Here is a 15,359-nt window from a genome sequence, read left to right on the forward strand (position 1 = left end):
GTATAGCGACTCTCATGGTGAAATGTGTTCCTTTGATGTCGGTGGCTCGTTCGGCGCCGGCGCGGCTGTTGGTGCGGGCGGGTCAGTCGGTGCGGGGTCGTCGGTATTGGTAAGGTCATAACCGGGGGCAGGCGTCACGATGCGCACTGTGTCCCCTTCCAGCAACGCGGCGCTGGGGTTGTTCACGATGCGGTCGGTGGTGGAAATTCCCTCGGCTACTTCGACGGCGTTGTCGAGAAGTTTGCTCACGGTAATGGGGTTGAAGTGCACACGGTGGTCCTCTGCCACCACTGCCACTTGCGTGCCGTGTTCCTGAAATACTAACGAGGTGGATGGAATCGTGAACACTTTCCGGTCCACCGGGGCCGTGAGGTGAACCTGGGCGTAGGAGCCCGGCCAGAGAGCCCTGTCCTCGTTTTCGATCGTGAATACGGTAATTGCGGTACGTGTGCTGACGTCGAATCCACGTGCCACGGTCAGGAATTTGGCGGTGAAATGACGATCGGGCAATTGTGGCACTGTCACGTCGGCCGTCAGTCCTGGCTGGAGGAAGGGTCCGAACGACTCCGGCACCGAGACAAAGAGGCGCAGCAGACTCACGTCGGCCACCGTAAAGAGATTGCTGACCGAGCCGGGGGAACTGATCGTCCCTTCCTTATTGACATAGTCGCCGACATTGATGTTCCGGACGGTTACCACCCCGTCATAGGGTGCGACAATGGTTTTGAACCGAATGAGGGCCTCAAAGTTCCTGACGTTCTGCTCCGCTGCCCTGACCTTTGCCAATTCAGCTTTCGCTTCCGCTACCTTCACCGAAATCGACTGCTCGGAGACCGCATGGTTTTTGCGTAGCGCAAGCCAGCGCTTGGCTGTGATTTCGGCGAGGGAATAGATGGCGCGCACCGACTCCAGATCCGCTTTGGCTTGGTGATATTGGGCGTCGAGAGCGGGCGCATTGATTTCGGCGAGGATATCGCCTTTTTTCACTAACGCGCCGTAGTCCTTGTACCACATCTTCACATAGCCGGAGACCTGCGCGTAGATCGGAGCCTGAAACCAAGCCTCAACAGTACCGGGGAGCGTAATGGTCTCGGTCGGCGGTACCGGCTTTGCATGGATGACCGCCACGGTGGAGACGGCGTTTTCGTGTGTCTCCTTGCGCAGCAGAGAGGCGTCGCTTTTGCTCTCATAAACCCGATAGCCGAGGTAGAAGATACACAGGAAGGCAACCGAGATGACCATGAATCTTCCACGAATAATCTTACGCATTGTATGCATGGTCCTTCCGGCGAGCCGCTCGCCTGTTATAAATCATCGCGTAAACGCAGGGCACAAACAGCAGGGTAAAAACGGTGGCAACAAGTAAGCCACCGATGACGGCGCGTCCCAGAGGCGCATTCGTGGAATACCCTGTCGCCATAGGGACCATCCCGAAAATCATGGCCGAGGCCGTCATGAGCACGGGTCGGAAGCGGGTTACTCCGGCCTCCATCGCGGCCTGCAATGCATCGCCATGCTCTTTGAGCCTGTCGCGCGCATAGGATACGACAAGGATTGAATTGGCGGTTGCCGTGCCCATGGTCATAATGGCGCCCGTGAGGGCGGGCTCCGAAAGCCGCGTATGGGTCAGGAACAATGCCCACGCAATGCCCGCCAGCGCGCCGGGGAGAGCTGTAATAATGATGAAAGGATCCAGCCAGGATTGGAAGTTGACGACAATCAGCAGATAGATGAGCACGACCGCCGCGAGAAGTCCGAAGATCAGTTCGAAATACGCATCGTGCATCAACGAGGCCTGGCCGTGGATTTCAAGCTCAGCGGTGCGTGGCTTCTCGTCTTCCATGCTTTTGGCGACCTTCTGGACATCCGCCAACACGCCGCCGAGGTCTCGTCCTTCGGCGGATATATAGATGTTGAACAGCGGCATAATGTTCCCGTGCGTGATCACGCCCGGCGTGCCCGTCGCCGTAATGTCGGCCAAATTTCCGAGGAGCTGCACTTCCTGCCCTTGTTTATCCTTCGCAGAATTGCTCGCGGCCTCAACCGGGATGGTCTTGAGACTATTGACACTGTTGATCTGTGGCTGCGGCGTATAGACATTAATCAGGTACGACATGCCGGTACTGGGATCGAGCCAATAGATCTGATCGGTTTGTTGGCTCCCGGCGGTCGTCATGAGCAGGTTGTCCGCCATTTCCTTGAGGGACCTGTTGACCCCGAGTCCGAACGTGCGATTGCCTTCGACCATGAGGGTTGGTGTGCGCATCGTCTGCTGGATCACCACGTCTGCGGCACCGGGAATCTCACGAAATTTGCCCACCAATTTACGGGCAAACTCATAGTTGGGGTACATGTCCGGGCCGTTGATTTGCACATCGATCGGGGCAGGCGCCCCAAAATTAAGAATTTTTGCAGTCAGATCGGACGGTTGGAAGGTGAATTCGGTTCCAGGATAGCGCTCCTTCAAGCCCTTGCGGAGAATTTGCCGATAGTCCCAGACGGGGGATTTTTCATCATTCAGGAGGATCGTCAAGTCACAATCCTGGGAGCCGATCGTTGGCGTCGGAATGAAGGCGAGATTATGCGGTCCGACCGGCAGGCCGCAATTACTGACGATGTTTTCAACCTTACCGGGCAATAACTCCTGGATGGTGTTGGAGACAAGAGTGGCAATCCGTCCTGACACCTCAATGCGTGTCCCGAGCGGCGCTCGCATATGCATCGTCATGACGCTCGACCTGATCTCGGGAAAGTAATCCCGTCCGAGGAAGAAAAAGAGGGACATGGAAGCCACGGCGATGGCCAGGGAGGTGGCGACGAAGGCCCGCCGGTTGGCGATCACCTGTTCGAGTAGCGCGCTATAGCGCCCCCGGAACCGGTTGAAGCCGCGTTCGAACCCGTTTTGAAAGCGGACGAAGACGTTGGCCGATGATTCCGCGCCGGACTCCTTGTGGGGTTCATGCGGCTGCGACATGGTGATCCTTCAGCATATATTTCGCCATGGTCGGCACGAGTGTTCGTGACAGGATAAAGGACGCCAGCATTGCAATGATGACCGCCTCCGCCATGGGTTTGAACAGGTAGCCGGCGACACCGCTAAGCTCGAAGAGCGGGAGCCAGACGATTGCGATGCAGAGGGTGGCGACGAGGGTCGGAACGACGATCTCGTTGGCGGCGTCGATGATGGCTTGTTCGAGGGGTTTGCCCATTTCGATATGGCGATCGATATTCTCGATCATCACGGTCGCATCGTCGACCAGAATGCCGACGGCCAGCGCCAACCCGCCCAAGGTCATGACATTGATCGTCTCTTCGAGCAGATGCAGCCCGATGATGGCGGTCAGAATAGACAGCGGGATCGAGGTCCAGACGATGACCGTGGCCCGCCATGAACCAAGCAGCAACAGCACGATGATGCCGACCAGCCCACCGGCCATGAGCATTTCATGCAAAACATCCGAAATCGAATCTTTCACGAAAGTCGAGGCATCGTCGATGAGCTTGATCTCAACCCCCTCCGGAGAAATCTGCTCGGCGCGCGGGATCATCTTCTTGATCCCATCGACGACGTCAAGGGTCGAGGCTTCGGTGCTCTTCATCGCGACGAGGATGACGGTCTGTTTGCCTTTCACCAGTACCGCGTTTTGTTGGACACGACCCATGAGGCGTACCGTGGCCACGTCGCGCAGGTAGACGAATGCGTTGCCTTCACGCTTGATCGGGAAATCGGCGAAATCCTCAATCTTCAACGGTGAGGCGTTTGTCATGACGATCCAGTCGGTCTCCTTGATCTTGATGTCGCCGGACGGTAGCACGAGGTATTGCTGCATGAGCGCTTTGTGAATGTCCGCCGGAGTGAGTTGACGGGCGAGCAATTTCTGCTGATCGAGGTTGACCATAACCTGCATATCCTGGCCGCCGTATGGGTGTGGCAGGACAATCCCCGGTACCGTCACGAGCAGGGGGCGGATTCGCATGTAGACGAGATTATAGAGTTCCGCCGGTGTCAGGTGATCGGAGCTGATTTGGAGCATGGCCACCGGAATAGAGGAGGGGGCAAGACGCATGACCATGGGCGGCGAAATATCGGGTGGGAGCGCATTGACGACGTTCTGTGCGATCCCCACGATATCCGCTTCAGCCCTGCCCACGTCGACTCCATCCTGGAGGAAAATATTCGTGATGCTGCTGCCGAAGTAAGAATGGCTATGGATATACTTGATGCCTTCCACCGTCGAAGTCAGGAAGCGTTCGAACAGATACGTGATGCGCCCTTCTACCTGCTGCGGAAGCATGCCGGAATAGATCCAGACCACAGAGGTGACGGGAATCGTGATATCCGGAAAGATGTCGGTGGGCATGTGGCGCACCGTCATAACCCCCAAGAGCACGATGAGGATGGTCATAACCACGAAGGTGTACGGGCGTCGCAGAGCAATGAGGACGATCTGATTCATGCACGAAGCCTCCCAAAAACAGGTTGAGTTTCTGTCATGTTAAACATCATTTAGCTAAACGACCTCTTTGGTTTCTGTGATTCCGGTTTCAGCCACTGATCAAAACGGTTTCCCTAGCGATTAGCAAAATCCTTACCAAGCTAAATGACCTCTACATTTCAGGAAGCCAAGGCAGGATGCGAGCAGGTTATTGGCGCGGTGTCGTCGGCAACAGGTCTACGTCGAACGTGTTGAACAGCAAAGTTTAAGGAATGGAAATTGGGATTATGCACTGAGCGCATCGTGCGAAATTTCACAATTCCGAAAGATTGGAGGGTCAGGCCGTTAGAGAAGAAAATGCAGAGAATGGCTCAAAAAGATTCGAATTGAACGGGTTTTTCTCATTCCGTTTTATGGATCCGCCGTGGGCATTTATTTTGCTAATACTCCCAATTGAGTTCCCATGTTTTTTATTTGTTATCTCAGGAAGAAGAATTTGATGGGCATGGTAACGGGTTGAAAGTTTTCTCCTGGGACACAAATGATTAATCCTTGGACCTCAATGGGGCGATTTGATTTGTAACCAAATATTTCCTAGGCGCATGACGGCAGGAAGGCGGGTGGTGCAGCGACGAAGTTAATGGTGGACAGGCAACGAACCGATTGCCAGCTGTGTGGCGAAAATTAGGGGAGGAGGCTTTGCGGCCATGCAGACGCATCAGCAGAAATCATCTCACTAAAACTCTGATCGAGGATAGATTCAGCCTCATTTATTCATTTTACAATTTAGATCCTCTAACGATGGAGGTCGGAAAGCTGAGTATCATGATGGGAATTCGGAATTTTGGTATGGCGATAGCGCTGGTGGGTGGCATCCTAGGTGTCGTGGCACCCGGCGAGCCTGTTCAGGCTGAAGCTCTGACGATTGGGGCTGCTCCAAGCTTGAGGTCGGCATTACAGGAAATAGTGCCGATGTTTGAGAAAGAATATGGTGCGGCCGTAAAGGTCGTGTACGGTCCGTCGCAAACAATGCGCAAACAAATTGAACAGGGAGCGGCGATCGATCTGTTCCTCCCTGCGGCGGTAGAGGAGGTTAAAAAACTCCAACACAAGGGGCTGACTCTCAACGGAGGGCCTCGGATCTATGCACAGACTAGTCTCGTACTTGTCATGTCGGCGACCTCACGCGTCATGCCGGTCGCCTTTCACGAGGCTCAGCCCGATGGAGCCACCCGCATGGTCTTGGGAAATCCAAAAACTTCGTCGTTGGGGGAAATCACGGTCCGGGCACTCACTAAATTCGATCCTGCGTATAAGAGTCGGTTCAAGCTTCTACAAGCAGACCACGCTGGGGATATCATGAACTTGATTCACACGGGGAGGGCAGACCTGGGCATCGTCTATCGGGTAGATGCGATCAACAATCCGGACGTGCGCATCATTGATGAAAATCCGGGCAGCACGCCTATACCGGTCCGCTTAGGGGAAGCGGTGGTGTGGACTTGTCGGAAAGCATCCTTGAATGTGGCAAAAGAATTTTTTGATTACATCATGAGTCCTCGCGTACAAAAGCTCCTACTCAAATATGGCTTTGATCATAGTTTCGATTCCGTGTCATCGAATGGGTGACGCCGAGGGCCAGGACTCATCCAAGAAATTTTCGGAGCAGGCTCAAGTGAGCCCGACGTTCCACGAGGGATGAAGGCAGACTCGTTAGGCTTGCGACATGACGGGATTATGCCAACCTCCGTCAGTTTCGATGAGCGCGTTCGCTTCTTTCGGCCCCCAGCTGCCGCGCTTGTAGGGACGGACCGCGTGGTGCGTTTTCAGGACTGAGTCGACCACGGTCCAGGCTGCCTCAACCGCATCTTCACGGGTAAAGAGTGCGCCGTTGCCCGCCATGGCGTCAGCTAACAGCCGCTCGTAGGGCCCTTCCTTCCCCGATTGCTCTTCGAGCAGATATAGCTCTTGCTGATCGCCAATGAACTCTTTTCCGGCACGCTTGACGCGCGCGGCGAGCGCGACAGCGGAGTTTGGGGAGAGCCGAAACCGGAGATAATTGGCTCGTCCGACCGCCGGTTGGGAATCGTCGAACAGGCGTTGCGGTGGCGGCTTTAATTCCACCAGGACCTCCGCCGCTGTCGTCGGCAGGCATTTTCCCGATCTCAGGTACCACGGCACGCCCTGCCAGCGCCACGAGTTGATGAATAACCGCAGAGCGCAAAAGGTCTCCACGTCCGAGTCCTTGGACACACCGCGCTCTTTCCGGTAGCCCGTATACTGGCCACGTACGACATCGTTGGGCCGTAGGGGTCGCATAGCCTGGAACACTTTGGCTTTTTCGTTATGGACGGCACCATAGCCCTGATAGGCCGGAGGCTCCATGGCCAGCAGTGAGACGATTTGGAAGAGGTGATTCTGGACGACGTCCCGCAGACAGCCGGCGGTTTCGTAAAACGCACCACGATCCTCCACGCCGAATTCCTCGGACATCGTGATCTGGACGCTGGCGACACAGTTACGGTTCCAGATCGGTTCAAGAAACGAATTGGCGAAGCGAAAATAGAGGATATTCATGATCTCTTCTTTTCCAAGGAAGTGGTCGATACGGAAAATCGAGTCCTCGGGGAATGCAGATCGTGCGATGCGGTTGAGGCTGCGCGCCGAGGCCAGGTCGCGCCCGAACGGCTTTTCAACGATGATCCGCGCCTGATCGGCCAGACCTGCGGCATTGAGCTCTTTGATTACGGTTGCGAATAAGGCTGGTGGAATGGCGAGGTAATGCGCCGGGCGTCGGGCACTGCCTAGTGCCTGTTTGAGCGCGTTGAAGGTCGCCGGGTCATTGTAATCGCCCCCCACGTACTGCATGTGAGAAAGCAAGTGACTGAGGGCGGCATGGTCATCGATCTTTACGGCCTGCTTTATGCTCTCCCTCGCGTGTTTACGTAATTGCGCCAGGCTCCAGTGTGGGGCCGCGACGCCGATCAGTGGCACCGTCAGTGCCTTGTGTTTCGCCATTGCATAGAGCGCAGGAAAAATCTTTTTATGCGCCAGATCGCCCGATATTCCGAAGAATACCAGGGCATCGGACCGCGTCTCATTGCCTTTGGTTCTGCTCATTTCACCTTCCTCTTTCCTTCTTCTCATCATGTCCGCCGAACTGCTTCTGCATGGCAGAGAGGTGTTGATTGGCATAGTCGGTCTCCCCTCTGGATTCAAATCGCCCGAAGAGCGCTACGTGGCTCACCGGCGCCGGCATGTCCTCGTTAATTGCGGCCAGCGCCGTCCAGCGCCCTTCGCCGGAATCCGAGACCTTCCCCGAAAACCCGGTCAGCTCCGAATCATCAACCAGCGCGGCCGCGGTCAAACCGAGGAGCCAGGAGGACACCACACTGCCCCGACGCCATACCTCGGCGACCTGGCCCACGTCGATCTGGTACTGATAGGCCTCCGGGTCACGCAGCGGAGTCATTTCGGCATCCTGTTCCCTGGGGTGTAGCCCGACGTCGGCATGTTTGAGGATGTTGAGGCATTCGGCATAGGCGGCCATGATGACATACTCTATTCCGTTGTGGACCATTTTCACGAAATGTCCTGCACCGCTCGGGCCGTAGTTCAAATATCCTGTTCGGCCGGAGTGGAGGCGCCGCTTCTGCCCTGAGTGCGTGGCGCCGACTTGATTCCCGGCGTGATGGTCTTGAAGATGGGTTCCAAGTGCTTGACGACATCCTCTCCGCCGATCATCAGACAGTAGGCGGGCTCAACAGTTACATCGTGTCTCTCCCTCCTAAAATGGGTATTCGTGTCTTCCGATCTTCAACGTGGCGTTTCCAGGAGAGCCAGAGCCCTTCTGCATACATTGGCGACAGTGAAGCCATACTCTCGCATGACAATTTCGCCGGGGGCCGATGCACCAAAATGATCCACGGCGAGCACGTCACCCTGGTTGCCGACATAGCGAGCCCAACCCTGAGACACTCCCGCTTCGACGGCAAGTCTTGCACTGACTGACGTCGGCAACACCGTGTTACGGTATTCCTGGGACTGGGCTTCGAATAGTTCCCAGCTCGGCATCGAGACGAGGCGCACCTGGATTTTTTGTTCCAGCAGTTTCTGTCGCGCTTCCACAATCAGCGGAACTTCCGACCCGCTGGCGATCAGAATGACATCAGGATCCCCATTCGGGGCCTCGGCCAGGATATATCCACCGCGCTGAAGGCCCTCTGCAGCGGAAAACTCTGTGCGGTCGAGCGTTGGCACCGATTGCCGTGTCAGGATCAAGGCCACCGGGCGGTCCCGCGTTTCGATGGCAACGCGCCAAGCCACCGCCGTCTCGTTGGCGTCGCCGGGACGGATCACGATTAGTTTGGGAATTGCTCGAAGACTGGCGACCTGCTCAACGGATTGATGGGTTGGGCCGTCCTCCCCCAGGGCGAGGCTGTCATGCGTGAACACATACACCACCTGTAACCCCATCAGTGCCGCCAAGCGAATCGGCGGCCGCATGTAATCGGAGAAGGTCAGAAACGTTGCCCCGAATGGAATGGTACCGCCGTGCGTGGCCATGCCGTTCATGATCGCACCCATCCCATGCTCGCGAACCCCGAACTGGAGATTACGCCCGGCATAACTCCATCCGCCGCCCGCCGATCCTTGCAGATCACCGATTGCCATGGAGGAATTCCCAAAGTTACCGGCTTCGCTCAGTTCCGTGAACGTGGACGGATTCAAGTCAGCCGAGCCCCCGATCAGGCCGGGGAGTGTCTTGCTGATTGCGTCCATGATTTTTCCCGAGGCAATGCGGGTGGCCAAGCCTTTGCCATCGACGGGAAATTGCGGAATGTGCGTGTCCCAGCCTGGTGGTAATTCGCCCTTGATGAGTGAGCGAAGTTCACGGGCAAGGTCCGGATATTCTTTTTCATATGCCGCAAACGTCGCATGCCATTCCGCTTCCGTTTGGCGACCCTGGTCAATGGCCTGGCGACAATGCTGCTTAACTTCCTCCGGTACAAGAAATAGCGGGTCAATAGGCCAGCCAAGCTTCTGTTTCGTCAGTTTCACTTCCTCCTCGCCGAGTGGGGAGCCATGCGCGGCAAAGGTGTCTTGTTTGTGGGGGGAACCATAACCAATATGCGTCCGCACAAGGATCAGTGAGGGCCGGTCTGTGTCCTGACGCGCGGCATGGATGGCGCGATCGATGGCGTTCGCGTCGTTGCCGTCGTCGATCGTTTGTGTGTGCCAGCCATACGCCGCAAACCGTTGGGCGCGGTCTTCGGTGAACGTGAGCTGGGTGGACGCGGCGAGCGTGACCCGATTATCGTCGTACAGATAGATCAGCTTGCCCAGCTTCAAATGACCCGCAAGAGACGCGGTTTCGGCCGCAACGCCTTCCATCAGGTCACCGTCGCTGACCAGCCCGTAGGTGTAATGATGGATGATCTCGAACCCGGGCCGATTGTAACGGCCGGCGAGGTACGCTTCGGCGATAGCCATGCCCACTCCATTGCCGAATCCCTGACCGAGCGGGCCTGTGGTGGTTTCCACGCCGGGAGTTACCCCTCGCTCGGGATGACCCGGCGTGAGGCTGCCCCATTGGCGAAACTGTTTGATCTGATCGAGCGGCAAATCATAGCCGGTGAGATAGAGCAAGCTGTACAACAGCATCGATCCATGGCCGGCCGACAGAACGAATCGGTCTCGATTGAACCAGTGAGGATTGGAGGGGTTATGTTGAAGAAATCGTGTCCATAGGGCATAGGCCATCGGGGCCGCGCCCAGCGGGAGTCCAGGGTGACCACTGTTGGCCTTTTGCACCGCATCCACCGACAAAAAACGAATCGTATTGATCGATAATTGCTCCAATTGTGCCGGACTGAGAGTTGCTTCTGTGGTATTCATCGTACGTTTTCCTTGCAGGCTTCCTTTGGTGGCCCCCCCCTCGAAGAATTCGTGGGGGGCAAGGCCATCCAGTAAGGTAAGAGATTATTTTGAGGTCTTTTTCTTCAGTGTCTTCTTTACCGATTGCTACCGGATACCTCGACGTTGAAGTACTCCCAGGACATCTCTAAAAAATTCTGACAAGTGGCTTCCTCCTTGCGGTCCTTCCATGACAAGGGGGATTGCGTCAGGCGATCCCCGACAACTCAGCTGTTTTAATCTTTCCACTTGTTAGGATGCCCTGCTCATATTGAAAATCCTCGTCCTTCAACCATTGTCCTATTTAACCGATGATCCAACAGAAGATCAAATTCGTAACCGGTCGTGCCGCGATTGTCCTGTCAGTCATTTTTTCGGAAATGTTCATATTCCATTCCACGAGTCGTTGGCCCAATGCCTGTCGGCCTGTTGAAGCCTGAGGATCTGTGAGCGCAGCTCCAATGGCCAATGTGGAAAAGGCCTTCGCCTCTCTGAAAAGTCAAATCCTGTTTGGGATCAACCAACCTCCCCGGAGGATTCACAAGAAACGAACGAATTCAGTCGAGCTGAACACTTTTTACTAATTTCACTACTTATGCACTATTTTGCGGACATCTTCTGAAAAGCGACGAAAGGAAAGGTGGCTGGTTATGCACAGGCAAAAGGTCTTTTAACGTCCTTCATGGCGTAATCGTCATGGAAAATTAATGTTAATGAATTCAATGGAGAACGCAGTGTTCTTTCATATTTTATTCAATGAGGAAACCATTAAACTCTTCCCGGCGTAAGGACATTTGATCGGAAAAAAGCCCGCCGGGAAGCCTGATTAGACTTCATGGGGGTGTGCGAATTTGATGCAAACTGGCTTGAATGGGACCGGTTACTTGAGGCCTGATCGTACAACAGAAAAATGCGATGAGTGGCCCATTGTGGGGCGTGAGAGACCATTGCGATGGCGAGTGAGACTTCAGCAGTAATTTGTCTTAAAAGGATCGGTCTTTCACCGTGCACGGAAGTTCTCGAAGAGTACCCATGTCTTCGAGAACTATCCCATCATGCATCGGAGTTCTTGAGATGAACCGGAGAGGAAAAGTGTGATGCTTTTCACCCGAAATCAGGCTGAAGACCCTGAGGTAGGGTGGTGTATGTCCCTCATGACATTTACCTGGCCAATTGGTCAGGTCTTGCCATGCCATACGTCTCATCTTAACCTATCGCAACTTTGGCTTGAGGAAAACGATAGAGCATGCGGACGGGTGGAGTGAGGGAGACGAGACCAACCAGGAGGGGTCCGAATCTCCCGAGAAACATACTGCATAGAATAATGACCTTTCCAAAATCCGTGAGCATCGCGGAGAGACTGAGCACGCCACCGTTTCCGATGGAAAACCCAACCGTTCCCAATGCGGAGGCCACTTCAAACATGAGAGCCAAAAAAGGCTTATTTTCAATTAAGGCGAGAAAAAAAGTTAACGTGGTGACGGCTCCAATGGCCAGGAACATGATGGCCAGAGCTTGCAAGACGAGATGGAGAGGCATCCGTCGGTAGTGAAACTCCACATCCAGTCGTTTTCGGAAGACGGCCCAGACTGATAGACACACAATGCCGAACGTGGTGGTTTTAATTCCTCCAGCAGTTCCTCCTGGTGATCCCCCGATGATCATCAGCAAAATCAACATATACAACGTGCTGGGGCGGAGGAGGCTCAGGTCCAGCGTATTGAACCCTGCGGTCCGGGCGGCTCCTGAATGAAAGGCGGCGACCATGGCTCCCTCTGCGGAAGTTTGCGAGCCAAGCGTGGCCAGACTATGCATTTCCAACAGATAAAATCCTATCGTTCCAAGCACCCATAAGCTTACCGAAACGAGTAGGGCCAGTCTCGTATGGGTTTGAATTCGATACCGTTTTTTCTGGTAATAACTCAGCAGGTCGCGGAAGACAATGAATCCGATGCCGCCGAGAATGAAAAGGAGACTAGTGGAACCATTGACCAGGACATCGTCACGATAGGGGATCAGATTTTGAGAAAACGTCGAAAATCCCGCATTGTTAAAGGCGGAAACGGCGTGAAATATACCATGTCCGCATGCCTCAACCCAGGGCATATCCCGGGAAAACCGGGCGGCGAGTATCAAAGCGCCCACGCTTTCAAAGGTAAAGGTGATGATCAAAATGGTTTTGACAAAACGAATCGATCCCGCCAAATCCAATGAACTGAGCGCCTCAGCCACCATCATGCGGTTTCGCAGTCCGATGCGCTGTCCCATGGCGATGAGAAGAACGGTTGCCAGCATGGCATACCCTAATCCGGCCAATTGAATGAGTGTCAGAATAACGATTTGTCCGAATAAGGTGAAATCTTTTTCCGTGTCTGCCACAATCAGGCCGGTGACCGTCACGGCCGAAGTTGCCGTAAAGAGGGCGTTGAGAAAACTTAAAGACTTACCAGGTGTGGTGGCCCATGGGGTCTTGAGTAGGGTCGTTCCGATAGTAATCAAGGCCATGCCGCCTAGTGTGACGAGCTGACCGGCTGACAGTGGGCCGTGGGGAGAAAATCTACCGATCGTGGTGGTTGGGTACCACGGGCATGGACGAGTAGAAAGTGGTATTGAAGGCAGCATGCAGGCTGAGAAACGAATGCTCCTACCTTCTCACAGGAGCAGGTCCGAGAAACAATAAAAATTCAAAGTCGCTCAGCGGATTAGTCGCGGGGATCGACCTGAAGTGCGGTTAATACGAGTGCGTGCCTAAATTCGTTGGTTATGGGGGAGATGAGGTGCTAGTTGAACATTGCGGCCATGAAGTCGTTGTGAAGTTCAGACCCCTGCCAGGAATTGGCAGGGGTCGATTTTTCATTATGGGGTAAAAAAACCTACTGATCATTCACTGTTACATGAAATAGTCAAAGTCGCTTTCACGACGAGTCCGGCGGCGGAGTGCGAAAATCGCGGCCGGTTCGTCGTTGGGATCTAATCGAATGGTGTAGTCACCTCCCACGACTTGATGGCGATAATCCTGAATGAGTTCATGCAATTGATAGGTGTCCTGTTCACCAATGCCGCATGCTTCAATCGGAATTCGCAGACGAGCCTCATGGATGGTATAGGGGTCCATATTGATCGCGAACAGAAGAATGTCTGTCTTGTCGGCATTCATTTTTCCATAGAAAAGAATGTGGTCGTTGTCGGATTGGAAAAATTGCAGATTGGTGAAGGTATGAAGGGAAGGGTGATCCCGTCGGATGCGGTTGATGAGGGTGATATAGTCCCGGATGTTTCCGGGACGATCCCAATCCCAGTGCCGGATTTCATATTTTTCCGAATCCTGATATTCCTCGGTTCCGGGAATCGCCTTATTTTCACATAGTTCATAGCTATTGTAGATCCCGTAGGTCGGGGAGAGCGTGGCGGCCAGCACGAGCCGGAATTTAAAGGCCGGCCGACCTCCCTGTTGGAGAATTTCCGGCAGGATGTCCGGTGTATTGGCGAAAAAGTTCGGACGGAAATACTCTTGCATTTGTGTCCGGGTTAATTCGGTCAGGTATTCGGTCATTTCTCCTTTTGAATTTCGCCACGTAAAATACGTGTACGATTGGGTATAGCCGGCTTTGGCCAGGACCCGCATCATTTTTGGACGGGTGAAGGCTTCTGCTAGAAACAACACATCAGGATGCTCCAACTGAATTTCCCGAATGAGCCATTCCCAAAAGATCACGGGTTTGGTGTGGGGATTATCCACTCGAAAAATTTTGACTCCATGCTCAACCCAAAAGAGGAGGACCCGCTTCATTTCCTGCCAGATGTCCTGCCAGGCTTCGGTATAGAAATCAAATCCATAAATGTCCTCATATTTTTTGGGAGGGTTCTCGGCGTATTTGATCGTCCCGTCCGGACGTTGCTTGAACCAGTCAGGATGCTGTGTCACGTAGGGATGATCCGGGGTGGCATTGATGGCGAAATCTATGGCGACTTCCATTCCGTGGTTTCTGACGGCTTGTTGAAAATGGTCAAAATCGTTCATCGTGCCGAGAGCCGGTTCGACCGCATCATGTCCTCCATGTCGACTTCCGATGGCCCATGGACTGCCCGGATCGCCCGGCTTGGCCTTTAAGCTGTTGTTGCGGCCCTTGCGGTTGGTCTCTCCGATGGGATGAATAGGGGTGAGATAGAGGACATCGAATCCCATATCCCTGATGGCCGGAAGGCGTTGTTCACAGTCTTTAAATGTTCCCCCTTTTCCCGGCACGGTTCCTTCTGACCGAGGGAAGATTTCATACCAGGCGCCATACCGGGCACGCTCACGGTCGACAATCACTTCCAATTCCTTCTCATAGGTGGACCAGGCAGCCCGCTGTTCGTGTCGGTCGACGAGTGTTGCCACAATCGGATCCAGGGCGATGGCGATCCGGGCTTCCTGGTCGGAAGACGACTTCCATTTTTCCAACCAGAGTTTCAGCTCCGACTTATCGGGACCTTTCGCCCTGGTCATCGCCTCTTTGACTTGGGCTTCCCCCTCCAATAATTCACTGGAAAGATCCGGAAGCACCCCATGTTTCTTGGTCAGTTCAATTCTCCAGGTTTCAAAACTCCTGACATAGGCTCCCACGGAATATAGATACCGGGTATTTTCTGCAAGGAGAAATGAGCCGGCCCACCGGTCATTATCGACGTGATGCATAGGGGTTTCCGACCATTCCTTCTGCCCCAGCACTTTGTAACGAAGTACGGCCCCGATGGTGTCGTGTCCTTCCTTAAACACGTCGGCTGTGACGTCCAGGTTCTCCCCGACGATCCGTTTGACCGGATAGCGTCCTCCATCCAGTTCCGGCTCGACATGTTCAATGATCAGGGTTTGTAACGTTTTGGGAATAGTAGGCATGACGCACTCCTTCGTGGGTGACTCTTCGGATATTCCGGTAAATGACGATTGGCAATTGTTCCCCGTCAAGAAGGCCTGATATTTCTGGACGGCCATGAGTCCGCCGGACTTCCGGTTCAAGACCCGGT

Annotated in this window: 6 protein-coding genes and 2 pseudogenes; 1 reads left to right on the top strand and 7 read right to left on the bottom strand. The window is 54.4% G+C overall.

All coding sequences use genetic code 11. The annotated features are described in order from the left end of the window. Positions 1 to 12 precede the first annotated feature (12 nt). Together ACTRXD_RS22230 and ACTRXD_RS22235 are read right to left on the bottom strand one after the other, a co-directional pair. The gene (locus ACTRXD_RS22230) at positions 13 to 1,269 is read right to left on the bottom strand and encodes an efflux RND transporter periplasmic adaptor subunit (RefSeq protein WP_442433956.1); all 1,257 of its coding nucleotides are present in this window, start codon (positions 1,267 to 1,269) and stop codon (positions 13 to 15) included. Beyond that, positions 1,262 to 4,457, bottom strand: a pseudogene (locus ACTRXD_RS22235) (efflux RND transporter permease subunit). The gene ACTRXD_RS22230 and the pseudogene ACTRXD_RS22235 overlap by 8 nt, the downstream one beginning before the upstream one ends. An 804-nt stretch (positions 4,458 to 5,261) precedes the next feature. Here ACTRXD_RS22235 and modA point away from each other — a divergent pair. Then, entirely contained in the window at positions 5,262 to 6,065 is an 804-nt protein-coding gene (gene modA / locus ACTRXD_RS22240; protein WP_442433957.1) for a molybdate ABC transporter substrate-binding protein, read from the top strand. A gap of 84 nt (positions 6,066 to 6,149) precedes the next feature. On the opposite strand, the gene zwf is transcribed toward modA, so the two are convergent. From zwf to ACTRXD_RS22265, 5 genes and pseudogenes are all read right to left on the bottom strand, one after another. Continuing rightward, a complete protein-coding gene (gene zwf / locus ACTRXD_RS22245; protein ID WP_442433958.1) occupies positions 6,150 to 7,556 on the bottom strand; it encodes a glucose-6-phosphate dehydrogenase in 1,407 nt (468 codons plus the stop codon). 1 nt (position 7,557) lies between these two features. Continuing rightward, a pseudogene (locus tag ACTRXD_RS22250) lies at positions 7,558 to 8,201 on the bottom strand (phosphogluconate dehydrogenase (NAD(+)-dependent, decarboxylating)); the annotation flags it as partial. Positions 8,202 to 8,252: 51 nt separating this feature from the next. After that, entirely contained in the window at positions 8,253 to 10,334 is a 2,082-nt protein-coding gene (gene tkt / locus ACTRXD_RS22255; RefSeq protein ID WP_442433959.1) for a transketolase, read from the bottom strand. 1,224 nt (positions 10,335 to 11,558) lie between these two features. After that, a complete protein-coding gene (locus ACTRXD_RS22260; protein ID WP_442433960.1) occupies positions 11,559 to 12,857 on the bottom strand; it encodes a TrkH family potassium uptake protein in 1,299 nt (432 codons plus the stop codon). A 385-nt stretch (positions 12,858 to 13,242) separates the two neighbouring features. After that, the gene (locus ACTRXD_RS22265) at positions 13,243 to 15,231 is read right to left on the bottom strand and encodes an alpha-1,4-glucan--maltose-1-phosphate maltosyltransferase (protein ID WP_442433961.1); all 1,989 of its coding nucleotides are present in this window, start codon (positions 15,229 to 15,231) and stop codon (positions 13,243 to 13,245) included. Positions 15,232 to 15,359 lie beyond the last annotated feature (128 nt).

Origin of the sequence: Nitrospira sp. T9 (assembly GCF_052156535.1) — a bacterium.
Classification (GTDB): Bacteria; Nitrospirota; Nitrospiria; order Nitrospirales; family UBA8639; genus Nitrospira_E.